Annotated in this window: 29 protein-coding genes; 14 read left to right on the top strand and 15 right to left on the bottom strand. The window is 35.8% G+C overall.

The window, feature by feature from the left end:
• Positions 1-86 precede the first annotated feature (86 nt).
• The 7 genes from IQ247_RS14545 (at position 87) to IQ247_RS14515 (ending at position 2745) form a co-directional block, all read left to right on the top strand.
• Positions 87-308, top strand: coding sequence for a type II toxin-antitoxin system HicB family antitoxin (locus IQ247_RS14545; RefSeq protein ID WP_193921103.1), 222 nt, complete (start codon positions 87-89; stop codon positions 306-308).
• Positions 298-510: a type II toxin-antitoxin system HicA family toxin gene (locus tag IQ247_RS14540; protein WP_193921102.1), complete on the top strand. Its 213-nt coding sequence runs from the start codon at positions 298-300 to the stop codon at positions 508-510. Before IQ247_RS14545 ends, IQ247_RS14540 begins: the two co-directional genes overlap by 11 nt.
• Before the next feature lie 64 nt (positions 511-574).
• Positions 575-808 carry a hypothetical protein gene (locus tag IQ247_RS14535; protein WP_193921101.1) on the top strand — a complete coding sequence of 78 codons (234 nt, stop codon included), beginning with the start codon at positions 575-577 and terminating at the stop codon, positions 806-808.
• Positions 805-951: a hypothetical protein gene (locus IQ247_RS14530; protein ID WP_193921100.1), complete on the top strand. Its 147-nt coding sequence runs from the start codon at positions 805-807 to the stop codon at positions 949-951. The genes IQ247_RS14535 and IQ247_RS14530 overlap by 4 nt, the downstream gene beginning before the upstream one ends.
• A gap of 45 nt (positions 952-996) precedes the next feature.
• Entirely contained in the window at positions 997-1263 is a 267-nt protein-coding gene (locus IQ247_RS14525; protein ID WP_193921099.1) for a type II toxin-antitoxin system HicB family antitoxin, read from the top strand.
• A 78-nt stretch (positions 1264-1341) separates the two neighbouring features.
• Complete coding sequence (locus tag IQ247_RS14520) at positions 1342-1560, top strand: RelB antitoxin-like protein (protein ID WP_193921098.1); 219 nt, start codon at positions 1342-1344, stop codon at positions 1558-1560.
• Between the two features lie 96 nt (positions 1561-1656).
• Entirely contained in the window at positions 1657-2745 is a 1089-nt protein-coding gene (locus IQ247_RS14515) for a DNA-methyltransferase (protein ID WP_193921096.1), read from the top strand.
• Between the two features lie 225 nt (positions 2746-2970).
• Here IQ247_RS14515 and IQ247_RS14510 read toward each other — a convergent pair whose 3' ends face one another.
• Complete coding sequence (locus IQ247_RS14510) at positions 2971-3384, bottom strand: restriction endonuclease (RefSeq protein ID WP_193921094.1); 414 nt, start codon at positions 3382-3384, stop codon at positions 2971-2973.
• A 282-nt stretch (positions 3385-3666) separates the two neighbouring features.
• Entirely contained in the window at positions 3667-4014 is a 348-nt protein-coding gene (locus IQ247_RS14505; protein ID WP_193921093.1) for a hypothetical protein, read from the bottom strand.
• 322 nt (positions 4015-4336) lie between these two features.
• Between IQ247_RS14505 and IQ247_RS14500 the strand changes: the two genes are divergently transcribed.
• Positions 4337-5233, top strand: coding sequence for a DMT family transporter (locus IQ247_RS14500; protein ID WP_193921091.1), 897 nt, complete (start codon positions 4337-4339; stop codon positions 5231-5233).
• A gap of 74 nt (positions 5234-5307) precedes the next feature.
• Here the strand turns inward: IQ247_RS14500 and IQ247_RS14495 are convergent, their stop codons facing one another.
• The 4 genes from IQ247_RS14495 to IQ247_RS14480 form a co-directional block, all read right to left on the bottom strand.
• Positions 5308-6207 carry a phytanoyl-CoA dioxygenase family protein gene (locus tag IQ247_RS14495; protein WP_193921089.1) on the bottom strand — a complete coding sequence of 300 codons (900 nt, stop codon included), beginning with the start codon at positions 6205-6207 and terminating at the stop codon, positions 5308-5310.
• A gap of 459 nt (positions 6208-6666) precedes the next feature.
• A complete protein-coding gene (locus IQ247_RS14490) occupies positions 6667-7881 on the bottom strand; it encodes an EAL domain-containing response regulator (RefSeq protein ID WP_193921087.1) in 1215 nt (404 codons plus the stop codon).
• A 196-nt stretch (positions 7882-8077) separates the two neighbouring features.
• Positions 8078-10501 (bottom strand): PAS domain S-box protein, encoded by a 2424-nt coding sequence (locus tag IQ247_RS14485; RefSeq protein WP_193921085.1) that lies wholly within the window; start codon positions 10499-10501, stop codon positions 8078-8080.
• 591 nt (positions 10502-11092) lie between these two features.
• Positions 11093-12151 carry a peptidylprolyl isomerase gene (locus tag IQ247_RS14480; protein WP_228059745.1) on the bottom strand — a complete coding sequence of 353 codons (1059 nt, stop codon included), beginning with the start codon at positions 12149-12151 and terminating at the stop codon, positions 11093-11095.
• Between the two features lie 479 nt (positions 12152-12630).
• Between IQ247_RS14480 and smpB the strand changes: the two genes are divergently transcribed.
• Positions 12631-13116 carry an SsrA-binding protein SmpB gene (gene smpB, locus IQ247_RS14475; RefSeq protein ID WP_193921081.1) on the top strand — a complete coding sequence of 162 codons (486 nt, stop codon included), beginning with the start codon at positions 12631-12633 and terminating at the stop codon, positions 13114-13116.
• 87 nt (positions 13117-13203) lie between these two features.
• Here smpB and IQ247_RS14470 read toward each other — a convergent pair whose 3' ends face one another.
• The 4 genes from IQ247_RS14470 to psbP form a co-directional block, all read right to left on the bottom strand.
• Positions 13204-13449 (bottom strand): hypothetical protein, encoded by a 246-nt coding sequence (locus IQ247_RS14470; protein ID WP_193921074.1) that lies wholly within the window; start codon positions 13447-13449, stop codon positions 13204-13206.
• A 278-nt stretch (positions 13450-13727) separates the two neighbouring features.
• Positions 13728-14882, bottom strand: coding sequence for a succinylglutamate desuccinylase/aspartoacylase family protein (locus tag IQ247_RS14465; RefSeq protein ID WP_193921072.1), 1155 nt, complete (start codon positions 14880-14882; stop codon positions 13728-13730).
• Between the two features lie 72 nt (positions 14883-14954).
• Positions 14955-15548 carry a Maf family protein gene (locus tag IQ247_RS14460; protein ID WP_193921070.1) on the bottom strand — a complete coding sequence of 198 codons (594 nt, stop codon included), beginning with the start codon at positions 15546-15548 and terminating at the stop codon, positions 14955-14957.
• A gap of 86 nt (positions 15549-15634) precedes the next feature.
• Complete coding sequence (gene psbP / locus IQ247_RS14455; RefSeq protein WP_193921068.1) at positions 15635-16183, bottom strand: photosystem II reaction center PsbP; 549 nt, start codon at positions 16181-16183, stop codon at positions 15635-15637.
• 71 nt (positions 16184-16254) lie between these two features.
• Between psbP and IQ247_RS14450 the strand changes: the two genes are divergently transcribed.
• Positions 16255-16878 (top strand): hypothetical protein, encoded by a 624-nt coding sequence (locus tag IQ247_RS14450; protein WP_193921066.1) that lies wholly within the window; start codon positions 16255-16257, stop codon positions 16876-16878.
• 100 nt (positions 16879-16978) lie between these two features.
• Positions 16979-17143, top strand: coding sequence for a hypothetical protein (locus IQ247_RS14445; RefSeq protein ID WP_193921064.1), 165 nt, complete (start codon positions 16979-16981; stop codon positions 17141-17143).
• Between the two features lie 109 nt (positions 17144-17252).
• On the opposite strand, the gene IQ247_RS14440 is transcribed toward IQ247_RS14445, so the two are convergent.
• Together IQ247_RS14440 and IQ247_RS14435 are read right to left on the bottom strand one after the other, a co-directional pair.
• Entirely contained in the window at positions 17253-17702 is a 450-nt protein-coding gene (locus IQ247_RS14440) for a cupin domain-containing protein (RefSeq protein WP_193921062.1), read from the bottom strand.
• Between the two features lie 32 nt (positions 17703-17734).
• Complete coding sequence (locus IQ247_RS14435) at positions 17735-18520, bottom strand: cysteine hydrolase family protein (RefSeq protein WP_228059744.1); 786 nt, start codon at positions 18518-18520, stop codon at positions 17735-17737.
• A 136-nt stretch (positions 18521-18656) separates the two neighbouring features.
• Between IQ247_RS14435 and IQ247_RS14430 the strand changes: the two genes are divergently transcribed.
• Complete coding sequence (locus tag IQ247_RS14430) at positions 18657-20054, top strand: amidohydrolase (RefSeq protein ID WP_193921060.1); 1398 nt, start codon at positions 18657-18659, stop codon at positions 20052-20054.
• Between the two features lie 78 nt (positions 20055-20132).
• Here IQ247_RS14430 and IQ247_RS14425 read toward each other — a convergent pair whose 3' ends face one another.
• A complete protein-coding gene (locus IQ247_RS14425; protein WP_193921058.1) occupies positions 20133-20309 on the bottom strand; it encodes a hypothetical protein in 177 nt (58 codons plus the stop codon).
• Positions 20310-20971: 662 nt separating this feature from the next.
• Between IQ247_RS14425 and IQ247_RS14420 the strand changes: the two genes are divergently transcribed.
• Both IQ247_RS14420 and IQ247_RS14415 read left to right on the top strand, forming a co-directional pair.
• Entirely contained in the window at positions 20972-22762 is a 1791-nt protein-coding gene (locus IQ247_RS14420) for a pre-peptidase C-terminal domain-containing protein (RefSeq protein WP_193921056.1), read from the top strand.
• A gap of 234 nt (positions 22763-22996) precedes the next feature.
• Positions 22997-24205: a NupC/NupG family nucleoside CNT transporter gene (locus tag IQ247_RS14415; protein ID WP_193921053.1), complete on the top strand. Its 1209-nt coding sequence runs from the start codon at positions 22997-22999 to the stop codon at positions 24203-24205.
• Positions 24206-24439: 234 nt separating this feature from the next.
• Here IQ247_RS14415 and IQ247_RS14410 read toward each other — a convergent pair whose 3' ends face one another.
• Together IQ247_RS14410 and eno are read right to left on the bottom strand one after the other, a co-directional pair.
• Entirely contained in the window at positions 24440-25165 is a 726-nt protein-coding gene (locus IQ247_RS14410; RefSeq protein WP_193921052.1) for a hypothetical protein, read from the bottom strand.
• 174 nt (positions 25166-25339) lie between these two features.
• Complete coding sequence (gene eno, locus IQ247_RS14405; protein ID WP_193921050.1) at positions 25340-26620, bottom strand: phosphopyruvate hydratase; 1281 nt, start codon at positions 26618-26620, stop codon at positions 25340-25342.
• Positions 26621-26926: the final 306 nt, after the last annotated feature.

Raw genomic sequence — 26926 nt, 5'->3', positions numbered from 1 at the left:
GAGGCTTGACGCTTCGCGTATCGCACTCCTACTTCTTCAACTAAAATCGCGCTACATTATTGATAAAACTTACTTTCGCGAACCTTATGAAGTCTCTACAAGACTACACAATAGTTATCCGTCCAGAAGACAATAATACCTTTGTCGCTTACGTCCCAGCAATTCCCGGTTGTCACGCTTGGGGACAAACTGATTATGAAGCTCGTGCTGAACTCGTTAATGTTTTTGAGATGATACAAGAGGAGTATGCTGAAGAAGGACGTTTATTACCAGAAGATGTTGAATTAGTAATTGCCAATGCCAGCTAAAGCGAAAGATTTTGAAAGGGTTGCTCAAAAACTTGGGTTTGAGAAAGTTCGGCAAAAGGGTAGTCATGCTCGTTGGAAACATCCTGACGGACGAGCAACTACAATTCCGATTCATGGTAAATCTGAAATTGGTTATTGGTTATTTTATGAAATTTTGAAGCAGTTAGGTATTACTGAGGAAGAATTTGAACAACTGCGATAGTTCTCCAGAAATATTTATTTAAGCATTAAAATAGAAACACATATAATAAATTGCCTCTAATCCGATGACGACTGTAATTGCTAGACCTTCATCAAAACTTGCCAGCATCAAAGTAGAAACGATAAATAATTTTAACTTGTTCAAATTTAATGATGAACTGCAAGCACGGATGGAAGAGCTATTAGAACGTAAAAAAGCCGATCTATTAACTCTAGAAGAAATTATAGAACTTGAAGAAATTGGAGAACTAGATAAAATTTTTACTTATATAAATGCAATTTTAGTAGCTCAAAAATGACTATTGATGATGTTACTAAAGAACAGGTACGCACAAGAGCAAATTCTCTATACCCCGAAGATGATTCAATCCAGAGTGCGCGAGGTTTTTGGGTTCAAGCTGGGTTACATCCTCCGGAACAAAACTCTCGAAAATCAACATAATATTCCAAGCTAAACTTGAATTACAACCCCAGCAGATAAATTGCAATGGACTTTTACACAGTAATATTAAGACAAAGTGCAGGCTATTGGGTAGCTTTATGCTTGGAAAATGGCATTGTAGGACAAGGAGATAATCAAGAGAATGCAATTGCTAAATTAAAAGAAGCAATTGAGTCTTTTGAAGAAGTTTATAACGCTGAAGACAATATTTATCAAGTATCTATTCCTATCCCAGAACTACATGACTTTTTAACAGTAGAAGAACAAAAATCAGATGTTGATGTTTACGAATTGAGAAAAGTTTATGCCTAAAAATATTCCTTCTCTCAAACCGAAATATTTATTTAAGCATTAAAATAGAAGCACATATAATCAATTGCGTTTAAACCCATGCAAGCCGATAAATATCCATTTGCGAAAGAATTTATTACCGATACTGAAGGTAATATCCGTAAAGTAGTAATAGATTTTAGCGATTACCAACGTATTGTAGAAGCCATTGAAGATAAAGTGCTAATCTTGGCGATGAAGGAAGTTGAAGGAGAAGAAAGACTATCTAAAGAAGAAGCTCTCAAATATTTGGCTTCTTTAGAAACTGAAGATATGTAAGTACTTGATAAAAATTAACCTACCCCTTGCTCCACAACCCAAAATAAATTAAATTATCTTAATAGTTCAAAAGTATTATTAAAATTAGGTGTGGTAGTGACCGATAATAACAACCAACTCCCTTTAAATGAAATTTTCCTAGGAGATTGTCTAAAACTGCTGAAAAGCTTGCCAGATGAATCTGTTGATTTAGTTGTTTCTTCTCCACCTTACAATTTAGGTAAGGAATACGAAGCGAAGCAGGGTTTAGAAATTTATTTACAACAAACGGTTGTACTGCGCGAGTGTAGCCGAATTCTTAAAAGTACGGGTTCGTTATTCTGGCAGATTGGTGCTTTTTCCAATAAGGGAATGTTGATTCCTTTAGATATTAGGTTTTTTCCTATTTTGGAATCTTGCGGGTTGATTCCCAAAAATCGCATAATTTGGGCAAGACAGCACGGGCTTCATGCTCGAAAAAAGTTTTCTTGCCGACATGAAACGCTACTTTGGTTTACTAAATCTGATAATTATATATTTAATTTAGACGCGATTAGAGTTCCGCAAAAATATCAAAATAAAAAACACTATCGGGGAAATCGTAAGGGTGAATTTTCTTGTAATCCTGATGGTAAAAATCCCGGTGATATCTGGTTATTTCGGAATGTCAAACACAATCATGAGGAACAAACGATACATCCGTGTCAGTTTCCAGAAGATATGATTGCCCGAATTATTTTATCTACTACTAATAAGAATAATATTGTATTTGACCCATATATGGGTTCTGGTACAGTGGCTGTTGTTGCTCAAGACTATGAACGATATTTTATAGGAGCAGAATTAGAGGCAAAATATCATCAAGTCGCGCTACGTCGTCTGAGTAAAGTACCTTCAGAAGATGGGTGTTTTCCTAATTTGAAAACATTGCGAGATTATGTAGAAAAAACTGGTGAATCTATTGAAAAATTTTGTTTTGATGTCCAAGTCGCGAAAAAAGCATCAGAACGTAGCAAAGCGAAAATATATTCTGAAGAATACCACTTGCAGCAGATGGAAGAAAGATTACTTTATGAAGAAGCTGCTTTTGCTGCTAATTTGCGTGGAGAAGAACTACCTATAGATAAAAAGTTAAATGGAAATGGTAAAAAGACACCTTTAATAGAAAACAAAATAGAACAAATTCAACTTAATTTGTGGGATTAATTGTTTATTATAAAAGGCGAATTACGCAACGGTTACGTGCTGATATTCCCGACATAATTTGACATTGACGAGTGTTAAGAATAACCTGTATTTGGATATTTTGTATATCTTGCTACTTTCTACGGCTTAAATATTGTAAATAGGAAATTTGCGATCGCAATTCCAACTCCCTTATTAAAATAGCACTACATTTTTAATAAAATCGATAAAAACAACCTTATAATGCTAATAATATACTTTTCTTGTTGCACGACGCATTAATTTAATTAGCTTTTTTCTATCCCATAGTACTACTGATTTAGAACGGGCAAGTTCATAGGCACTTATAGTAAATGTACTATTAGTTATAACCATTGCTTTGTTAGTTTTATGATATTTCATTCCTCTTAAGACTTCTTCAACAGCTTTCACACCAACAGGATTTTTATACCTTTTTGCTTGTACTGCGAATTTCAATTTATCTTCGTACAGAATTAAGTCAGCACCATAACCTTGATTTCTGGGAGTTAGTTCTACTCTATAACCAGTATTTTCAAATAGAGTTAATACAAATTCGTCAAATTCTTTACCCTTCATGTGATCAACTTCATCCATTTTTGGAATAAGCATCGGGTTTATTCCATATTTTTGACGTTTCATTTGTCTTTTAAATTCATTTATACAATATTCAAAAATTAATGATGAAATTATAAAAGTCACAATAAATATAAGCATAAAAATTATTTGCACCTAATTTGATAATTATTTTTTCTCAATCAAAATCAAGACTAATCATTGATAGTCTTAGTATTTATATTTCCCAAATTCGCAAAAAAAATATAATTTTAAACTGAAAATAAATTAAATTATTAGCCCACGTAGGTGGGCTTTGTTTGTGTAGCCCCAGATTTCAATCTGTGGGTATTATCGTCAACCCAAATATCAACCTTCTCCCAACAAGGAATTAAATTCCGACTTCAAAGCTTTAATATCCGCTATCCTTGCAACTATTACATTATCCTTACCCGCATCGGTTAAACGAGATTTCCAATAATTAATACTCTCGGAATTATTCATCCAAAACTTAATGACGGTATCTACGACTTCATCCATATTCCATCCCCATTTTGAGGGTACTGGTTCGACTGTTTCTAGAAATGCATCGAGAGTACATTTATGAGTTCCCAAGTACTCTATACCTTGACTTTGAGGATTTTCTTCGCTTTGTTGTTGATGATTAAAAAATTGCCAAATTGGAGATACACCGACAATATCGAAAGTATATTTCATTGCATTCCTCCAGGTTGTAAAAGAAACTTTTGATTTTTAAAGATATGTTTTAGGCGTTTTCTACGGACAAATTCTTGAATAAAATCTATATGGGATTTATTCTTCAATAAAAAACTAGTAATAGACCGTATATAGTGCTAAAATAACCTTTGTGAAAAGTCAGCATTTAATCATCGAAAGAACAAAATCTTTGTTCCACAGAAAATTAGCAGACAGCTTCATAGAGTGCTAATATTTAAAACCCTATTTATATTAAAATATTAAAGATTTTCACTAATTGAAAAGGGTCATTTACTCTTTTTAATATTTCTTAATATTTGTAATGACAGATTTTTTAGGGGAAATAGCAGCTTTGGCTGCTGCTTGTTTGTGGGCTATAGCATCTATAGTTTATGCTCGTTTGGGTGCGCGTATTCCGCCATTACAGTTAAATCTGGTTAAAGGAATAATTGCGATCGCACTTTTTGTTTTGACTATTGTTGTTTCTGGGGAAATATTTCCCTCCATTCCGAGTTTACCAATGTTTTTGTTACTACTTAGTGGTGTGATTGGTATTAGTTTGGGGGATACAGCATTCTTTATTACTATAAACTGTTTGGGGGCGCGGCGAACATTGCTGATGCAAACTTTAACTTCCCCAATGTCAGCAATTTTTGGACTGATTTTTCTTGAAGAAAAGTTAAATATTTTGGCTGGATGTGGTATTTTGTTAACAATATTGGGTGTGGCTTGGGTAGTAACAGAACGTACTACCGATGTCAAAGATATTTCAACTGCGGAATTTCGACGCGGTATAAGTTTTGGGTTATTAACAGCAATAGCTGGTGCAATTGGTGCCGTACTTTCACGGAGTGCGATTGCAGATAGTAATATTAATCCTTTATGGGCAGCTTTGTTGAGGCTGAGCGCGGGAATATTAATTCTACTCATATGGGTATCTTGTAGACAGCAAACCAGCTTTAGAATTAGTAATTTTCGCAATTTACGAGTAATCGCAGGTACTATTTTTGCGGCTTTCTGCGGAACTTACTTGGGAATTTGGTTACAACAAACGGCAATTAAATTTACATCTGTGGGAATTGCTTCTACTCTTTTACAAACTAGCCCAATTTTTATTATACCCTTTGCGATTTGCATGGGAGAAAAAGTCAGTATTCGAGCAATTTTAGGTGTTTTCATTTCAATTGCAGGAATTGCACTACTGTTTTATCTCAAATAGCTGATATTCTCCCATGATATCATGTCCGGTTGTCAACAATTACCAATTACCAATTACCCATTACCACTAAAAGTTTACCAAAAATTTTCTTTCCAAAAAACACATTGTCTTTGTTGAAGTGAAAGATTTTTACTTAACAATTGTAAATCTTCATGACTAAGGAAAGAGGCACCATAATGATTATGTACTATTGGTTTCCTAGAAGTATAATCAAAAAATACTGTATACCGATCAGAAGATACTGGTAATTTACCTCGATGAAATATACCACCAGTAGCAGCTAAAATAACCGTTCCAGCAATTCCTGTACAGGATTTAAATTCTGATGGAGATATTAGTTTCTCCATTGTTTTATCTTGAACGTAACCATGATTATATTTTAAAGAAGAAACTAATTTAGGAGTAAAACACTTAGGAATATATTCAAAGGGACCATTATTATCATCAACATCATTGAGATAAATTACAATTTTCAAGACTTTTTTATCTTCAGGATCTATATGCCATAGTCTTGATTTTAGTTGAACTTCGTTGGCAATATCCCTACGAAAATAGGCTCCGTGATAAGCCACTGGTAAGCCAATATAATTCTCAACTATGTTAATTAAACGCTGCTCTAAACCCCAGAGAAAAATTTCTTCATGTTCTAAAATTTGCTGTGGTGTAGCATGAACTACAAATTCGTTCTTATTGTCAGAAATGTTTGCTGGTATTTTTGGCATTAATATTTCAGCAGCTTCAAGCATAAACTCAGTAGAAGGAATTGATAAGGCTTCTAAAGAAGTTATTGCTACTCCTTCTGTTCTCAACTTAGCGATTAAATCTTGCTCGTAATCCGAAATAACTGGTAAATTTTCACAGTGTTTTTTCTGGGCTGTTCGGAAATTAAGTTCAGCTTGAGTACAGAAAAACGGAAGTTGACGAGTATTTAACAAAACTTCGTTCCGAATTTTGTAGGCAATCCTTTTATACATAATTTTATTTAGAGGTAAAGCACAGGAATAACGGAAAGGTAAACAATTTTTGAAAAATAGGTGTATAAAATATGATTAAAGTAGCCAAATAAACAATTACATATTTTTCGTGACATCAACTAAACTAAACTGAAAATTTGCAGAAAATTTACTTTTATCAGAGATTACTTAATACTTGCTTTATAGTTTTCTTGATTATGAGATTTTTTTGCTTCCAAAGAATTACTTCCTTAAGAGAAATAAAAACATATTCAACTGTAGTATTACATATAATCTAGCTTTTTATAGTAACACAACAAAGTCCCAGAATTTGAGTATTTTCTGAGACTTGATGTCATGTATATGATGTAAATATTGTCAATTATAGTGGCAAACAACTTTATATTTCTTCATTTATATTGTTAATTGAATACAATATATGGTATATTATTTTTTGATAAAAGAAGTAATTTGCAAGTTCTAGGTTATTAAGCGTTTATCAGTAAGTAATAATTCCTCAAACTCTGCTGCTGGTAAAGGATGACTTAAAAGATAACCTTGTGTTTTATCACATTTATATGCGCGGACAATATTTAATTCTGCTTTAGTTTCCACACCCTCAGCAACTACTTCTAAATTCAGATTATGAGCCATTTCAATAATGCCTTTAGTTATGGCTGCTTTTTGTATATCTTTATCAATATTATGGATAAAGTAGTGGTCTATTTTCAAAGTATTTATTGGTAGTTGCTTCAAATAAATCAGCGAGGAACGACCTACACCAAAGTCATCAATAGCAAGTTTCAAACCATAAGATTGTAATTCCTCCATTCGATTAATTGCTGTATTCACATCTTGCTCAACCATCCCTTCTGTAATTTCTAATTCTAAAGATGAGGGATGCAAATTATTGTCTGCTAATACTGTAAGTATTTTGGAAACAAAATCTGGCTGAATTAATTGATTAATTGAAATATTAACTGTTGAGTAGAAATTTTTGTAACCTGCATCTTGCCATATTTTGGTTTGGTTACAAACATTCTTAATTAACCATTCTCCAATTGGAGTAATTAAACCTGTAGATTCAGCTAAAGGAATTAATTCTGCTGGAGAAATTAAACCTAATTCTGGACTTTCCCAACGGATTAAACTTTCAGCAGCAACTATATTACCCAAACCACTATCAACAATTGGTTGATAATTAACTTGAAATTCTTTGAGATTTCTCTTTGCTAAAGTTTTTAGCAAACAAGTTTTTAAAATTTGAAATTCTGGTAAAAATCTAGCGGTATTTTTATTTGTTTTAGAAATATATTTGAAAGTAGTTACTTTCTTTTCCAAGCGACTCATGATTGTATTTAACAATTCCGAACGAGTAAATGGCTTGGTAAGATAATCATCAGCACCCAAATTCATTCCTTTACGTAAATCAGCCTTAGCAGTTCTAGCTGTAAGAAAAACAAATGGAATGGTTGCTGTAACTGCTTGTAAATGTAGCTTTTTTAAAACTTCATAACCATCAAGATTTGGCATCATTAAGTCGCACAGAATTAAGTCTGGTACTTCAGAAATTGCTAAATCTATTCCTATTTTTCCGTCAGCAGCAGCTAGAGTTTCAAAACTTTCAGCTTCCAGTAAATCCAAAATATTTTCACGAACTGATTCTTCGTCTTCAATTACTAATATTTTAGTCATCGCGATAAAATTATTTTTTTGTTTTATTATTATTTAATAATTGAAAATTAATGAATAATGTTTAGATAAATAAACATTAATTAATCATCATATAAGATTTTATTTTACAAGAGGATTATTTGCGATCGCCATAGTAATTACACTTAAAACTATCTACCTACATTTTTTTTAGTTAATTATAAATATTGGCAAACATCTAAGAGTTATTACAGGAATATTCTAAAGGAATTGTCACTGTAAACTTTGTTCCAACTCCAACTTGACTTGTGACGCTAATTTTGCCTTGGAGCATATCTAAACACTTTTTGACAATCGATAATCCTAATCCTGTACCCTGGATATTCCCTACATTTTGACATCTATGAAAAGAGTCGAATAAAAAAGGTAAATCTTCTGGGGGAATTCCGATACCTTTATCTTCAATTTCAAATATTACTTGTTGTTTTTGAGAAGAAACAGTAAAGTTAACGGTAGTTCCAGGTTGAGAATATTTAGTTGCATTTGAAAGTAAGTTATTTAAAATATGTCCTAAAGTTCTTTCATCAAGATTACCGATGATTTGAGTTTGATTAGTTATAAAGTTAATTTCTACATCTAGACGACCAACTTGATTTTTGATTTGATTAATTTGTACATCTTCTACTAACTGCCGACTGTATTCAACTAAATCCATCTCAACTGGATTGTAATCAAGTTTTTCCGCTTCTGCTTTGCCGAAAAATAAGACATCATTCAACAAATTAGTCATGTGCTTGACTGCTGTTGTTATCCGATTAAAATGCTTGAGTTGCTTTTCTTCTTCCCACTGATTGCGGTAGTTTTCTAGTAATTCTGAAGAAGAAAGAATAGTACTTAAAGGGGTGCGAAATTCATGAGAAGTCATAGAAATAAAACGGGTTTTAAGTTCGTTAAGTTCTTTTTCTTTCTCTAATGCTTGTTTGAAGTCTTCTTCAAGTTGTTTACGTTCGGTAATATCAATTCTATGACCAACAATTTCTACAGGATTATTGTTATAATCTTTGACTAATTTTGATTGTTCGTATATCCAAATATAGTTACCATTTTTGTGGAGAAAACGATATTCGATAATTACTTTTTTTTGAGTAAATACCTTGGGCAATTCTGTACGAAATAAGGATAAATCATCGGGATGAATGTGAGTTAACCAAAAATTAGAATCGGACACAATTTCATCTGTTTGATAACCGATTATCTCAAAAATATTATCGCTGATAAAAGTTATACTATAGTCTTCACAAAAATCAGAAGTATAAATTACTCCCGTGTTTGAAAAGAGTAAGTGCTTGAATTTTTCCTGTGTTAAAAACAGCGACATTTCTGCAAGCTTATGTTTAGTGATATCAGTTTGAATGCATATGTAGTGAGTTAATTTATTATTGTCGTTAAAAATAGGAGAAAAATTAAGTTGATACCAATATTCATTCCCATCTTTACAGTAGTTACGTATAATTGGTGTAAATTCTTTTGAATAAATCTCAGAGTCTAGTTGAGATAATCTATTTAGTTTATTTAATTTATTTAGTTTATTTAGTTTATTTATTGCATGATTAATCTCTTGAATAAAATCGTTTGTTAGTCCTAATACTTCCGATACACTATTACCACTCAAGCGTTCAAATTCAGCGTTACCATAAACAATCGGTTTAGAAGGTAATCTCACATCAAAAATTGCTATGCCGTTATTACTAGCAGCTATTGCTTGATTTTTTAAATGTAAAGCTTTTTGCGCTTTGATTTCTTCGCCAATATTAGTGTTAATGCTGATCATGGCAATAATTTTGCCCGTAACGTCTTCTACTGCATCAGTCCGTAGATTAATATAGAAAACGTCATCATTACGGGATTTTATCTCTAATTCACTATGCCATGATTTTCTTTGTTTTATGGTTGCTAATAATTGTTGATATTTTGCTATATCGTTCCAGATGAATGAGAATCCTCCTAATGCATTTAATTCTTCACGAGTATAGTTCAAAATTTTACTAAAGCTGGAATTTATATAAATTACCTTACCTGCTAAATCTGTAATAATAATGCCTTCACGACTACTTTCTAAAGCTTGTTGAAGGTAAAGTAAAGTTTCTAAATTTTCAATTTTGCTTTTTTCTTCTGAATCTAAATTTACCCATATTTTTTGATGATTTATATTCCTGAAATCTTCTGCTTCTCTAATTTTAAATTTGTAATCTTTGAGTAAAAAATTAGTAATCGTTTCAGGCGAAATACAACCTACTAATTGTTTTTTTTCATCTTCAATTATAATAGGTAGATTTTTAAGTTGAATAAAAATATCCAATATTAATTTTATGTCTTGAACTTGATAATATCTAAGCTTGACTACTGAAATATTCATTGCTTCAGTAATTTTACTGCTTTTTAAATTCATTTCCGATTCTACAACCCGTAAAACATCTTCCCAGGAAAACAACCCTACAACCTGCCAATTTTCCACTACCAAAATGTATGGTGCTGGTGGTTGATGTTTATTCATCAATGCGATGGTATCCCAAACTGTTGTTTCTGGTGCTACAGTCAGTGGAGTGTAGTCAATTAATTGTTCTAATGGTCGTAGCGGAGAAACTGGAAAGGCTGCTTGCATAAGATAAATCCATTCGACTATGATAAATACGTTTTAAGGAAATCTTGACAAAACACAAAACAATAGCTTTGATAAGACCTCTTTTCATATTTTTGTCTCTCAGAGGTTAGAATAACTGGAGTATAAATACTGAAATAAGTGGGTATGCAAAATTATTTGTGTCATTGCGTTCGCGCAAGCGCTTACGAAGTGAAGCATTCACCCTTCGGGTGAATGCTTCGTTTCGCTGAGTCGCTTTCGCGAGACGCTGCGCGAACGCTACACTCGCAATGACAATGTACAATTAATTTTGCGTGAGTACTTATTTGTTTTGTTAAATACACGTTAAAGGTCAAAGGTTAGAGGTTAGAGGTTAAATATCGTCCAAGGCGATCGCAAAAACAAACCGCAACCATTGCCGATCAAAATCAACATGATGGTTGCAGTTAAACTTTTTGGTTTACAAAAATCGGGCGTTGCTGAATCCAGCGATGAATTTTAAATAATGTAGAGACGTGATATATCACGTCTCCCAAGGTTTTTAAAATCACGCAAAACCATCTTCATGCATCTTTTCAGCAACGCCAAAAATCGGAACAAAGCCTTGAACATCTATGCATTTTGCGGTTCAACTAAATTCTCAATTCCTTGAATAACTTTGGCTGATTCGATTTTGTCTCCTTGCTTAATTTTCTCTAAAACTTCTTTACCTTTGGTGACATAACCAAACACCGAATAACGTCCATCTAATAAGTTACGTCCAGCGGGAGTCAGTTCGGCTTCAAATAGAAAGAAGAAAAACTGGGAAGAAGCCCCGTTAACTTCAGTTTCAGGACGAGCCATTGCTACCGCTCCGTAAGAGGAAAAAGGTAAAACTGGCATTTCGGTGTATAGTCCAGCTTCTTCGAGTGTAATACCATAAATTGGCTCTTTATCACCTTCTACAAGTACTTCCAAGGGAATAGCACGATATTCGCCTGTTTTTGGGTCAATAAAACCTACATCTTTACCCGGCGGATCTCCAACTTGCAGTACATAAAAATCTTCAGCACGTAAAAATTCTAAACCATCGTAAAAACCCCGTTTGACCAAATCCACGAAGTTTCCAGCAGTAACGGGAGCGCTGTAACCATCAACAACAACTTCTAAGTCTCCTTGAGTCGTTTTTACCGATACCGTAGCGCGTCCTTTTAATTGGGGTAAGTTACTATATTCTGCGGGTACTTCATAGGGAAAACCCACCACCATCGATTCTTCAAGTTGTCCGACTAAATCTAAAAGCTTGGCTCGTTCGATCCAAGTTTCTTCTTTGTCTTTATTTTTCGCTACTTCTTGCAGTTTTTCTACACCAGTTTGCAGTTCGTTAATCCAAACCTTTGCTTGCTCTTGTTTTTCTTCTGGAACACTTGTCAGTAAACTTTCTGGTTTACTCAGAACCCGCGAAGCAGTTTTTAAGTCATTGTTAATAGCTCCCCACCGCCGATTAGCTCGTAGTTGGGTAGCAATATCTTCCAAGCTTTTTTGCAATTTCCGTACTGGTTGATTCTCTATGGGAAGTGCATACCGTAATAAAGCTTTACCATCGGTAATTGCATTTCCTGCTGGTAGAGCAGCAATACTCGAAGAAGTCCATCCAGTTACACTTATTCCTAAAAATAGCGTTACCAGCATTAGTGTAATTAGACTACTCTTCAAACAAGATTTTAATAAGTTGAACATGAAATCCAATAATGCAACATCAATTTATTTTAGATTTTGTCGTAACATATTTATAATCTTCCCACAGTAGAGTCAGCTTCGGTAAGCAAAGGTTAAAGGTGTTAAATTGTTTCCAGGCAAGTTAAACTAGCACATTGTCATCAAAATTCTCAAATCCTTACTAGATAAAAGTTTTAAAATTTTAGGACTTAAGCAATATGTGACTCAAAGAGTTCTTTTTGCAGTAATTCATGAATTAGCTCTACTCTCGTATTTGTTTTGCGTAAGTCCTGAATTTGTTAATCATGCTTCACAAATAGTACTTATATACTCTAAATCCATCAAATTTTGTCAAACGAGAGCGGTTCTATATTTAAAAAGGCTAAATTAATAAAATAAAATCTTAGAAAGTTTTTATTGGGAATAATTATTGGAGTTTCAAAAAATCATCAATGAGCAAAGATAAAGATAAAGATAAAAAAAATCAAGGTTACAAAGTTATTGCTGACAACCGTCAAGCCCGTTTTTTATACGAAATTATGGAAACCTACGAAGCTGGAATTCAGCTAACAGGAACCGAAGTCAAGTCTATCCGGGCTGGTAAAACTAATCTTCAAGATGGATATGCGTTAATTCGTGACAATGAAGCATGGCTGCTCAACGTACATATTTCACCTTACAATTTTAGCGGACAATACTTTAATCACGAACCGCGTCGCAGCCGTAAACTTCTACTTCACCGTGACGAAATTCGCAAATTGATCGGAAAGACAGAACAGCAAGGTTTGACTTTAGTGCCTTTAAAAATGTATTTTAAAGGTGGTTGGGTAAAAGTTAGTATCGCTCTTGGTAGAGGTAAAAAGCTTCACGACAAGCGAGAAACCATCAAAAAACGTCAAGATCAGCGTGAAATGCAACGCGCAATCAAAAGTTATTAATTAAATAGATATCTATCTCCGAAAAAGAATGTAGAGACGCGATACATCGCGTCTTCACAAGGGTTCTAATTTGCAGATATTTTTCTTCTAATTGTTACTTTGTATGTAGGGTAATTCGTCTTCTTCGTCGTCTTCATATTCTTCATCTTCGTCATCGTCTTCATTTGACCATGTAATTTTCAATACCGAAAGCGCCGCTTTTAAACGCTCTTCATAGGCTGGATTAAAATCAATATCTTTTGAAGTTAATGCCACCTCGACAAAATTAGCAGATGCCTTCGCGGCTTTATATAGTGCTTCTAGAGCTTCATTGAAAAACTTTGAATCTGACATAGCGTTCCTGATACAACAATGTTCTATCAACTGGGTAAATAACGGAGTTCAACAAACTTGAATAGCACTATAAGTATTAAACAAACAGTTACAGCATTTTGCAGATAAATAAGGTACAGCATTATATTATAAAGCTCTTGTAGGATGGGCATCCTTGCCCGTCCGAATCTGCCTCATCCATAGGGAAATATACTGATTATGGATAATTTTGATTAACTCCTAACTCCGGTGGCTTAATTCATCACAATGCCCTTCGGTTTTATTCCTCATTTTCTATATTAAACAATCGAAAGTACAAATTCACCTTCATTTACTGCTTGATTTATCGAAACATCGTACACAAACCCATCAACAGTAGCAAAAATATCTACCGTCGTAGGTAATTTACCTTGCTTATTAAAACTAAGTATTTGATAAAGTTGTTCTCCTGCTTGTACTTCCTTACCAACTTCGATGATTGAGTTAATCATCCCACCAACTGGTGCGTAATATTTTGTAACTTGACTTCTAGTTTTAAAACTCATTTGATTATTCTTTTGTGGCAAATCATCTAATTTAAACTCTTTAGATAACACACCCTTTTGTTTTAAATAATTTTTTACACCTTTAACACCTTTTGTCACTGAATCAGGAATCATTGTCATTCCCTTGCCAAGTTCGAGTGTCCAAGCTTCCACATCAAATTTAACGGTTCTACCCAACTGCAAAAAACATTCTTCTAGGGCTAACCAAGGTTTAATAAAAGCTTCGTCAAAAGCATCTCCGTCATACTCATCTAATAAAATGCCAAAATCGAGTAGAAAATATTTAGCGCTTTCCTGGCGATCGCGAAAATAATAAAGATAATTTAAGCCTTGATTTGTCGAACTGTGGATATCAATTAAGTAGTCTGCATCTAAACTTAGAGATTGCAATTTGTAGCGAAATCTCTCGGTATAGGGTACTCCATTAGCAGAATTAATCTGTTCTGAAAGTTTGACAAATTGTTGTTTAATTGCACTCAGGAAATTCTTTTTAATCTCCTCTGTATCCAAATCAAGCTGAGATTTTGCGAATGCTAATAATTGATTTTCTCCGTGATTGCTAATTTTAGATATATCCTTTTCATAATCCCAAAAAATACGATTCCAATCTTTTGCTTCATAAACACAGTATCTACCAGAAGAGAAATTGTGAGAACGTTGATTAGTTCCCATGGGATTACAAACTGGAAGCAGCCAAATTTCTCCAATTAAATCTGTATTATTTAACATCCATAAAAATTCAATCAATTGGTGAATAACAGCATTGCCGACTATTTCTGCACCATGAAGATTTGATTGGATATAAACTTTTTTACCCGCATTAGCACCGATAAATTTGTAAACTTGTAGCGATAAAACATCACCCGAAGCCATTTGACGCACAGGGATAGTAGAAATAACTGGGAGCATTATTAAAAAAGAGAATAGGGAACCGCAAGAGAAGAAAATACTAATAATAATTGCTAACTTTTAACCGATTTCTCAAATCCAAAAATCAGCAATAGAATAGCCCATCTGCGCTAACATGATCCGCAACAGAGGTAAACTCAATCCCACTACATTACTGTAACAGCCTTCAATTTTTTCAACAAAAACAGAACCCTTTCCTTCCATTGCAAAAGCACCAGCACATTTTAGGGGTTCTTCAGTAGCTACATAAGCATCTATTTCCGTAAGACTTACTGAAGCAAAATAAACTTTTGTAACCTGATGCTTGACTAAATTTAGTTTTTGTAGATTATCAATAAATACATGACCAGTGAAAAGTTCACCGCAGTTACCCCGCATCATCATCCAGCGTTGACGTGCTTCTTCTCGATTAACGGGTTTACCATGAATTTCGCCATTAATAGCCAAAACCGAATCGCAGCCCATAACTAAAGCCGATTGAAAATTCGGTGCTACAGTTTCGGCTTTTCGTAAAGCCAGAGTTTCTACCAATTCTGCTGGATTTTCAATTTGAATTTGAGACTCATCAAAATCGCTCGGACAAACAAAAGGTTGAATTCCCACATTTTGCAGTAGACGACGACGTGCAGTTGAAGCGGAAGCGAGGACAAATGTTGGAGTACCCATATTTAGGAAAAGTTAGGAGTTATGAATTAGGAGTTAAGAGTTAAAAACTTAATACTCTTAATACCCAATCTCTAATTGATAATCGATTAATCTACACGGAAAGAACCTACAGAATCTTGAATCATACGTTTCATGCGATTCCAACGTCTTTCGGGTACTGAAGCATTGAAAGTAAATAATTTACCACGGCTAACGGCAACACTAGCAAGATTGTGACGTTCTCGTTTGTTGGGAAATTTCACCAAAAACTCTAATAAATAGTAAGTTTTACCATCTTCCCCGATTTTTTGTTCGGCATTAACTAACTCTGCTATACGATTAGAACCTTGGGGAGCAAGAGCATTTTTTCCCAATTTATATCCTACTTCTGTGGGTGTACCTAATTCCGCTAAAGTTTTACCTGATGCTACCGGACTAATCACCACGGAAACATTTTCAGTTGTTTCGATGATATCGTGAAAAACAACATCCGGACCGTTACCTACCTTTACTTCCACCCAGCCGGTAGGATATAAGAACTGATAGCCATCGGTTGAGTCTATATAACTATTAAGTGCGGCAGCATCGGCTGTACTAATATTAGTTAGGCACAAGCTAAATACTAAAAATAAAGTAACTGAAATTCGTTTCCACATTTGCTTTGGTTCCTTTGGGCTGGAAATAATGCGTAACCATAAGGGTAAATTCTCGTTTTATTGTCCCACGTATGTTGACAACTTACGAAGTGCGCTGGTTTTACTCGGGTAATATTCCCGAAAATGTTGAATCTTGGTTTAAGCAGAATTGTCTTTTATCACCCATAAAAGTACCAGAAAAACGCCAAGATGTGTATCTTTACATTCCAAAATGCGATTATTTAGGGATTAAGTTACGTCAAGGAGCCTTGGAAATCAAATGGCGTTATCCCGACTCTAATGAGATAAATTTTGGTTCTATGGTAAGAGGTAATCTGGAAAAATGGAAAAAGTGGCGATGTTTAGATTCTACTGAAGAAACTTTTCAACTTGCTCAAATTGGCAATAATCCTATATGGGTAAGAGTCGCAAAAGTTCGTTATTCGCAACTTTATCAAATCACTGCCAATACAGCAGAACCTGTTTCTACTAATACCGATACTGATATAGATAACGGTTGTAGTTTTGAACTTACTAATACAGAAATTAATGGTAATAGCTGGTGGAGTATCGCTTTGGAAGCTTTTGGAGAAGATTGTCATTTAAAGAATAATCTTCAGGTAACTGCTGATTTTGTATTTCACAATTACGATAGTTTTCCGTTACAAGCAAAGAATTCTTACGGTTATCCAAGTTTGTTGGAATTAGCTGTTTAATGTTCAACAATCTTTTTGAGTAATTTCAAATTAAAAAATACGTAAGATTCAGTAGTGCGAGTTTCTTAGGTGTCCATAAGGACATACGGAAAACCTCGCTATGATGAGTCATCTATTCGTAGTGGCAGCGTCTCGCTCCCTGATGGTAACAGCTAGCGAGCTAGAAGCTCCCACTACAACAGTAATCCGGATTGAGGTTACAGGAACCACCGTGCAGCTGACGATTATCATTCTCAGCTTTCCTTGCATTCTCATCAGTCTCTAAGTCGTCAAAGTAGCTTTAATGTATAAAATTGTAATCAGCTAAAAGTTCATTTAATAATTTTATTAGACTCTGGAAGTCCATAAGCAGCAGGTAGTATCAATTTCTGCTCTTAGTTATTCATTGACGAATGTCTACCCAAAACTGCCATATCTTCCGCATCCAATTCTACAGGTATACCGCTGCGAATTAATTCGGCAAAATCTTCATTGGGAACCATAATAGTTAAAGTGTATAAACGTCCCGAACCTGTATTTTCGATAACATGAGTACCAGTAGCAGGAACTAATAAACTATCCCCCGCTTTAATTTTTACAGTTTTACCATCACAAGTTGCTTGACCTTCCCCTTTAAGGATAAAAAACATTTCCAAAGCGAACAAATGACGATTAGGGGGAGTCTTCCCACCCACATCGAAAATCTCCACACAACAAGTTAACGACGAATTGGCGATCGCCGGGTCGAAAACAATCGCCAAACGGTTAGAATCGTTAGGACTAATCCGATACGCTTGATAATCAGATGGAGATTTAATAACCGGAATTACGCAACTGTTAATCATTTTAGTAGGGAGTAGGGAGTAGGGAGTAGGAGTTAGGAGTTAAGAGTACCCCTTTTCTCAATACTTTGAATAAGCGCTTTCGAGTCTGTAACAAAGCCAAACAATTGTTTAACGTTGTAAAGGGTTGCTAACCAGCAATATTCTGGGGAAGTTGTAGCAGTACAGTCTTTGATCAAAATACAGTCGTATCCTAAAAAATTAGCATCTTGTAGGGTACAGAGAACGCATTGGTCGGCATTAACACCTGCAAAAAATAATGTTGTTTTACCTAAATTTCTTAAAATGCTGTCTAATGGGGTATCCCAGAAGCCGCTCATTCTAAATTTATCTATGTAAATATCTTGAGGTAATTGTTCTAATTCATCCACAACTGCTGCTGACCAACTATCTTTGGTGAGAACTTTCGTATTTTGAGAGGGTAAAGCATCTCCCAAACCGACACCTTCACCAGTAGGATTGTAAACGTGATGCAAACCTGCACTAATATTTAGTAAATCGGGACGATTGCCCCAATTGAGCCATATTACAGGTACATTTTGCGATCGCAATACAGTCAGCAAGCTTCGTAAAGGTTTAATTGGTTGGCGTGCAGGTGTTATATCTACTCCGATATGAGCTAACCAACCATCGGGATGACAAAAATCGTTTTGCATATCGATAACGATAATAGCGGATTTTGCTAAATCGAAGCGCACATTTTTGGTTTCTGTGGCTACAATAACGGGTTGTGGTTCGACGGGAGGACGAGTAATATCTGCGATAGTATCATTTACCATCCAAGCATTTGGTGCAACTCCCAGGGTTCGTAATGGCTTCATAATAAAAGTTAGCAGTTAAGAGTTAGGAGTTATGAATTATTAATCAGTGTCATCAGCGTCATCGATTTAATCCGTGTTCGGAGTTATTTAACCTTTAACCTCAAATTCTTTGTAATACTTAATTAAACTTAAATTCATGAACTTTACAATTCAAAATGTTTTAATTCCCATTGAAGATGATTACGCTACGGTTGATGTACAAATTAAGGATGGAAAAATAGCAGCTATTTCTTCCAATTTAGATGTAATTGGCGCAGTAATTGATGGTAAAAATAAGTTACTGTTACCGGGATTTGTTAACGCTCACACTCATTCTTCGGAAATGTGGCAGCGGGGGATAATGTCGATTTATCCTTTAGAATTATGGTTGGCAGAACTTTATGATTTTGCACCCCTCGATACGGAACAAGTTTATCTTAGCGCTTTGGGGACTGCGGTAGAAACTTTATTGTCGGGTGGTACGAGTGTAGTTGATCATTTAGTTTTGATTCCTGGAAAGGAACTCGAAACCATCACTGTTGCAGTTGAAGCTTACCGAAAAGTTGGTATTCGGGCAATTATTGCACCATTAATTCAAGATCAATCGCTCACTGCTGGGATTCCTTCGGGTGAATCGGATGTAATTCATGAGGATTATTTTCGCTCGACTCAAGCAACATTGGAAATCATGGAATCAGCAATAAATCAATTTCATCAACCGGAAGATGGGATTTATATCGCTTTAGCACCGACGGGAATTCAACTTTGCAGCGATGCTTTATTTAAAGGATGTATTGAGTTAAGTGATAAATACAATCTTTGTCGTCATTCCCATTTATTGGAAACCAAAGCTCAGGAAAAGTTAGCCAAAGAAAAATACGGTTGTACGGCTGTCGAACATTTACACGAAATTGGTTATTTGAATTATCGCACTTCTTTAGCTCATTGCGTTCATTTAACTGACAGCGACATTAATATTTTGGCACAAACTCAATCGACAGTAGTTCATAATCCCTTGAGTAATTTACGTTTGGGAAGTGGAATTGCACCGATTTTAAAATATCGTCAAGTTGGGGTAAATGTATCTTTTGGTTGCGATGGTGCATCAAGTAATGATTCTCAAGATTTATTAGAAGCGATTAAAATTGGTTCGATTTTACATAACGTTACTGATTTAGATTATCAGCATTGGATTACACCCAGAGAATCAATTGAAATGGCTTCTTTAGGTGGTGCAAAAGGACTTAATTTAGGAGAAGAGATTGGTTCTTTAACAGTAGGGAAAAAAGCTGATTTAGTCATGTACGATTTAACCAGTTTATCATTATTGCCCCGTACCGATCCAGTAGGTTTATTGGTGTTGGGAAGACCTACAAATGTAGTAGATAGCGTCTGGGTAAATGGTAAGTTAATTGTTGGTAATGGTAACGTTAAAAATATCGACGTTGATAGCTTGCGTCAAGAATTATTCAAACATAGTCAATGGCAAACCAAGCGTAAATCAAAAACTGTTAAAGAAATTGAAACCCATTATCGGGGAGTGATGGAATTGTAAATTAGTTAGCAGTTGATTGCGGCAAGTATGCCATTTTTGAAAGATAAATATATTGTCGGGACTGTATTCCCCCCCCATTTATATCATGTCCGGACAAACAATTGTCATTGCGAGCGAAGCGTTAGCAATCCCAAAATCCTGGGATTGCTTTGCTTCACTCCGTTCCGCTCGCAATGACATATCGTAAGTGATTAAGCGAACATATTTTAAACGTATTTTCACGGCTACTAAATAGTCTAAGTATAAAATATACATATTACAAAGTCTTTATTTTAAATAGCCGTTTTTAATTGAATAAATTAGAAATTTTCCCTTTAATACAAGGAATAGAGGATTTTTAACTCTCATATTCAAAATAAATTTTAGTTAAAGATAGTTGATACGGGTTTTTATTGAAGATAAAAATTATACAGTGAATAGGTGTAAGTCTAATTTCTCATTAGCTGGTTAAAATCCTGTTCCCTGTTATTGCTCTTAATTGTTTATCTCATTAATTTTGCTAGGTGGGCATCCAATCCGCCAGGGAATGAAATTCCCCGCTCTAATAGCATAAGTCCTATAAATAGGACTAAAGTAATACCCCACAAAATTAATGTGGTGGAGTACTAGTAGTTCATTTCATTAGTTTTGAGGATTATTTCTCAATCGTCTTTAGACGATTTTCGCTATTAGACTGGGACTTGCAGTCCCAGGCGTTTGATGCAATCGACTACTAGCTATTGTGTAGAGCAAAAAGATGCTTAGTATCAGCGATTGAGTATATTTTGCAATCGTCAATAAGTTTGGTGAAAAAGGCTGGAATTTTAGTCTTTTAAAAACTCGCATTTTTTTAAGAATGTGCTTATTTCAAGCAGATCGAAGCTTCGAGTACAGATATGCCTGCGAAAAAATAACCTAAGTAAAAAGGAAAAAAGAAAATGGATTTCGATTTTATTCTTCCTGAGTTGATTTTAAATCCAGGAGAAGAACCGTTCGATGAAGAAGAACCTGTTTTTACTTCTCCTGGGTTTCCTTCAGGAGAAGAACCGTTCGAGTCGAATCCTCCTGATGAATTAACAGTAACAGTAGAGGAAAACGAACCCAACGATACTATTTCTCAAGCAATTACAACTAACTTGAGTTCGACGAATCCAGGAAACTTCTTCCTATCTAGTCAGATTGGCAACAATCCGGATGTCCCACCTAGCGATGACGTAGATATTTATGAGTTGCAACTTGATGCTGGCGATCGCCTTACTATCGACATCGACTCGGCTGAATTTGCTTCCGGTTTAGATCCAATCCTGCGATTGTTTGACTCTGCTGGTAATGAATTAGCTGTAAGTGATGATAATCCTGCTCCTGGAGAACCCTTTACCTTAGACTCTTTCATCGATTTCTTTGCAACTGCAACTGATAACTATTATGTTGGCGTTAGCAGCTTTGCAAACTTCTCTTACAACCCTTTCATTGCAGGTAGTGGTTTTGGCTCCAGTACTGGTACATACGATATTGATATTACCGTAGAAGTTATTGGAAATGGCGGGTTTGAAACTGGAGACTTCACCGCTTGGGGAACTATCGGTGATGCTAGTATCCAAACCGCTGAATTTGGTGCTGTTCCCACTCAAGGTGATTTCCAAGCTTTGCTAACCACAGGTGTTGGTTCAGTTAGTGATAACACTCTAGAAAGCTTCTTGGGTTTGAATTCTGGAGATATAGACAGTATCGGTAACGGAGATGCTACAGAAGGTTCAGCCTTGCAGAAAACAATTACTGTGGAAGCTGGGGATGTTTTGAGCTTTGATTTTAACTTCCTGACTAACGAAGGAACACCCACATTCTTCAATGATTTTGCCTTTGTGTTCATCACTTCCAATACATTATCCGAATTAGCTGATACCAACAGTTTCTTTGAGCTATCCCCCACAGTCTTCTCTGAAGAGACAGACTACGATAATTTCACCTTTGAGTTTTCCGCAGGTGGTACCTATACAGTAGGTATCGGAGTCGTAGATTTGCAAGATACTGTTGTTGACTCTGGATTGCTAGTAGACGATTTTAAAATTGTTTCAGCTTCGGAGGCAATGTTGGGAACAGAGGATAGTGAGTCCCTTTTTGGTACAGTCGGCGATGATACTATCTTCGGTAAAGGAGGCAACGACCAAATCTTCGGCAGCGAGGGTATGAATACTCTTTACGGTGGTGCTGGAGATGACACTATGTATGGTGGTTCTCAAGCTGATACTATGTATGGTGGTGCTGGTAATGACGCTATTTTCGCTGCTGAAGGTGAAAATATTGTATTCGGTGGTGCTGGAGATGACACTATGTATGGTGGTTCTCAAGCTGATACTATCTATGGTGGCTTTGGTAATGACCTGATTTTCGCTGCTGAAGGCGACAATATCGTATTTGGCGGTGCTGGTGATGACACTATTTACACTGGCTCTGGTAACGATAAAATTGTTGGTGGTTTTGGCAACGATATCATCTGGCTTGGTGGTGGTCAGGATATAGTTGTTTTAGAAGCAGGGAAGGGAATTGATACGATAAATAACTTCCAGTTAGGTCAAACCACCTTTGATGTTTCTGGTAATCTCAACGAACTCTCAATTGTTGATGGTGCAAATGGTGCTGAAATTTCTCAGTTTGGAGAGCTTCTAGCAGTTGTCAGTTGGCAATCAGCTAGCACCTTTATTGATAATATTGATACTGTGTTTGCGTAATCCCATCAAAACCTGTGTTCCGCATGATTCAATTCTGGCTTACTTGAATCAAACACATCATATGTCCTAAATGTTACAGCATTACATTTAGGGCATATGATAGTAGAAAAAAATATTTTGATTCTGACTTACGTTGCATAAACCGGGTTTCTGGCTTCACATACGTAAGTCTTGTATTTATAACTATCGGACTTTGACTTTAGTGGTGCCTACTTACTTAACTGATAATTGATTATGGAACGTTTGATATCGTTGCTGGGAATTTTTGCATTTGTAGGTATTTCTTATGGTTTGTCTGTCAATCGTCGCGCTATCCGGTGGCTTCCGGTACTCTGGGGAATTGCTTTACAATTGATTTTCGGGGTATTAATTCTCAGAACAAAACCTGGTTTTATCGTATTCAAATTTATCGGAGATATAGTCAGTCAATTTCTCAACTATTCCGATGCAGGAGCAAGATTCGTTTTTGGTGACAACTTTGAAGAACACTACATTGCTTTCAAAGTACTACCGACAATTATATTTTTCTCTTCTTTTATCACCATCTTATACCACTATGGAATCTTACAAAGAATAGTGCAAATCGTCGCAGCAGTGATGATCAAAACCATGAAAACATCGGGTTCTGAATCTTTAAGTGCGGCTGCGAATATCTTTGTCGGACAAAGTGAAGCACCTTTGTTAATCAAACCCTATGTAGCAACAATGACTCGTTCCGAATTACACGCAATTATGACGGGAGGATTTGCTACCATCGCAGGTGGAGTGATGGCTGCCTATATTTCCTTTGGGGTGTCAGCAGAACATTTAATTGCAGCTTCAGTAATGTCTGCACCTGCTGCATTAGCTGTTTCTAAATTGCTTTATCCTGAAACCGAAGATTCTCCTACCGCAGGTAAAGTTACAATCCAGGTAGAAAGTGCTTACTCCAACGTGATTGATGCAGCTGCAACTGGTGCTAGTGAAGGGATGAAATTAGCTTTAAATGTTGCTGCGATGTTGATTGCGTTTTTGGGGTTATTAGCCTTAGTAAACGGTATTTTGGGTTATATTGGTTCGCAGACTGGTTTACCACAATTATCATTAGAGTGGATATTTTCTTACCTACTTGCCCCCGTAGCTTGGTTGATGGGTGTACCCTGGGCAGATTGCGGGCAAGTGGGGATATTGCTGGGTAAAAAGACGATTTTAAACGAATTTATCGCTTATCAAGACCTACAACAAATGGTAAAAGATGCGGCAATTTCTGAAAGGGCGAGAATAATTGCTACTTACGCTCTATGTGGATTCTCGAATATTGGCTCCATCGGTATTCAAATCGGGGGAATCGGCGCGATCGCACCGAATCGTCAAGCAGATTTAGCACAAATGGGGATTAGAGCAATGATTGGTGGTGCGATCGCCTGTTTTATGACGGCTTGTATTGCGGGGATGTTGTTGTAGAGTTAGGAGTTAGGAGTTAAGAGTTAAAAGTTAGGAGAACTAATAAACGGTAAACGACAAAAATAAGATATTTGAACTACTGAAAGCTACCCTATGCAATAATCCGTCAAAAATGGAAGTTAAACATACAGATTAAAAGAAGAAAGTACTAAAGTCCTTACTAAAACCCAAAGAACCCGGCTTTTTCAAAAAACCGGGTTTCAACAAGTTAAACTATTAACTCCTAACTATTAATTATGAAGTAGCTTTGGATAAAATTTCTAGGAAATTATCAACGACTTCATCAGGTTTCTCATAACATCTTGTTGCATCATAAAATTCTATACAGAACAGACCATAATCTTTGAAAAGTCTTGCTCTATTATGGTCTCGCATTGCTGTATTACTGGAATGATACTGGTCTCCCATAACCTCAAGAATCCCCCATTTTCCATTCTGACAAACTAAAGAATCTGGTTCCCTTTTGACACCTTTACCACCTAAAACTGCTGTAGCATTAGGGAAGAGTAAAACATTACGTTTTTCAAGTGCCTTGTAAACTTTTATTTCAGTACTGGAACGGAATCTTAAACCATCATGTTCGATAGTCCCAGTAGAAACCAGTGAAGCAGAATTTGATAAACTGCTTTCATCGTCTGGTGGAGCTTCGAGCATAGGAATTATTTCCAAATCTGATATGAAATAACCAACTTCACTTGGAAAAAATTGACGAGATGAATCTAATAAATCTTTTTTTATTTGTTCTGTAAATTTTTGGATGTAATCAATAGGTACATAAAATTTTAATATTGCATCATACTCATTCCAACGAATGTTAGAAAAACGTCCAGTTGAAAAAACTTCATAACTTGAATAAGTAAGCAAAGCTGCTAATTCGTCTTTATATTTCTGTCGGAAGTATTTTATTAATGAATGAATAAACTTCTTTGATTCGGGAGGTTCGTAGGTAAAATTAGTCAATTCTATTATCCTTTTTTACAAATTTTTTAATAGTACCAATATAACACTCTAAACAGTTATTAATAATGAAATATTGCGATCAATCGTTTATTACGAACCAAGAAACCCGGCTCTTTCAACAAAAAAACCGGGTTTCTCAAATTCAATCCAAAATCTAAAATCTAAAATCCAAAATTACTTAGGTCCCATTCCTACCGTACCTGCATAAACAGCACTGTCTCCTAATTCATCTTCAATTCTTAATAAGCGATTATACTTAGCTACTCGTTCACTACGACACAAAGAACCTGTTTTAATTTGCCCGGCTCTGGTAGCTACTGCTAAATCAGCAATTGTGGTGTCTTCGGTTTCACCGGAACGATGGCTGATTACGGAACGGAACCCGTTACGAGTCGCTAAGTCAATGGTTTGCAAAGTTTCTGTTAAGGAACCAATTTGATTGAGTTTAATCAAAATTGAGTTACCTGCTTTCTGCTCAATACCTTTTTGCAAGCGTTGAACGTTGGTAACAAATAAATCATCACCAACCAATTGAACATGAGAACCCAATTTTTCAGTAAGTAACTGCCAACTCTCCCAGTCTTCTTCGTGTAAACCATCTTCAATCGAAATGATGGGATATTGATTTACCAATTGTGCCATATAATCAATGAATTCAACGGGGGAATGAGGTTTACCGTCGTAAACATATTGTCCATCTTTGTAAAATTCGCTGGCTGCAACATCCAAAGCTAAAGCAACTTCTTCCCCTGGCTTGTAACCAGCTTGTTCAATTGCAGCAACTAATAATTCTAAAGCAACTTGATTTGATTCCAAATTCGGAGCAAAACCACCTTCATCACCAACCCCAGTTAACACACCTTTCTCATCCAAAACTTTACTCAAAGTCGCAAACACTTCCGCACCCCAGCGCAAAGCTTCCCGGAAAGAAGATGCACCAATCGGGACTATCATAAACTCTTGGAAATCAACATTATTTGCAGCGTGTGCGCCACCGTTAATCACATTCATCAACGGTACGGGTAATAAATTTGCCAAAGGTCCACCCAAATAACGATATAGGGGAAGTCCCAAAGATTCAGCACTTGCCTTTGCAGCCGCCAAAGAAATCCCTAAAATCGCATTAGCACCCAAATTAGATTTATTTTGAGAACCATCAAGAGCAATCATCATTTTATCAAGCTGTTCTTGATTGAGAGCATCCATATCCAACAGCTTTGGTGCTAGCGTCTCATTCACGTTCTGTACCGCCTTGAGGACACCTTTACCGCCATAACGGCTTTTATCCCCATCCCGCAATTCATGGGCTTCAAAAGTCCCTGTAGAAGCGCCACTGGGAACCTGAGCTAATCCGACAACACCATTGAACAAATGTACCTCAGCTTCAATAGTAGGTCTACCACGGGAATCAAGAATTTCGCGGGCGACAATCGCTTCAATAGTAGTATCCATCATCTGTTTGGGTTCCTTTGTATGAATGAGTTATAACTATTTTCGTTCAAATTAGGAGTCGTAACTCCCATCGTTAGAATAGAGGTTTACGCGACTATCTAAGCGGAGATTTAAAAAAAATTCTAGTAGTTTAGGGAATATTTAAGAGTTAGGAGTGAGGAGTGAGGAGTTAGGAGTTAGGAGTGAGGAGTTAGGAGTTAGGAGTTAGGAGTGAGGAGTGAGGGGTTGGGAGTTAGGAGTTGGGAGTTGAGAGTTGGGAGTTGGGAGTTAGGGGTTGGGAGTTGGGAGTTAGGGGTTGGGAGTTAGGAG

Origin of the sequence: Plectonema cf. radiosum LEGE 06105 (genome assembly GCF_015207665.1) — a bacterium.
Classification (GTDB): Bacteria; Cyanobacteriota; Cyanobacteriia; order Cyanobacteriales; family Nostocaceae; genus Rivularia; species Rivularia radiosa_A.
The sequence above is the reverse complement of the archived record's forward strand: the minus strand, read 5'-3'. Positions and strand labels throughout refer to the sequence as shown.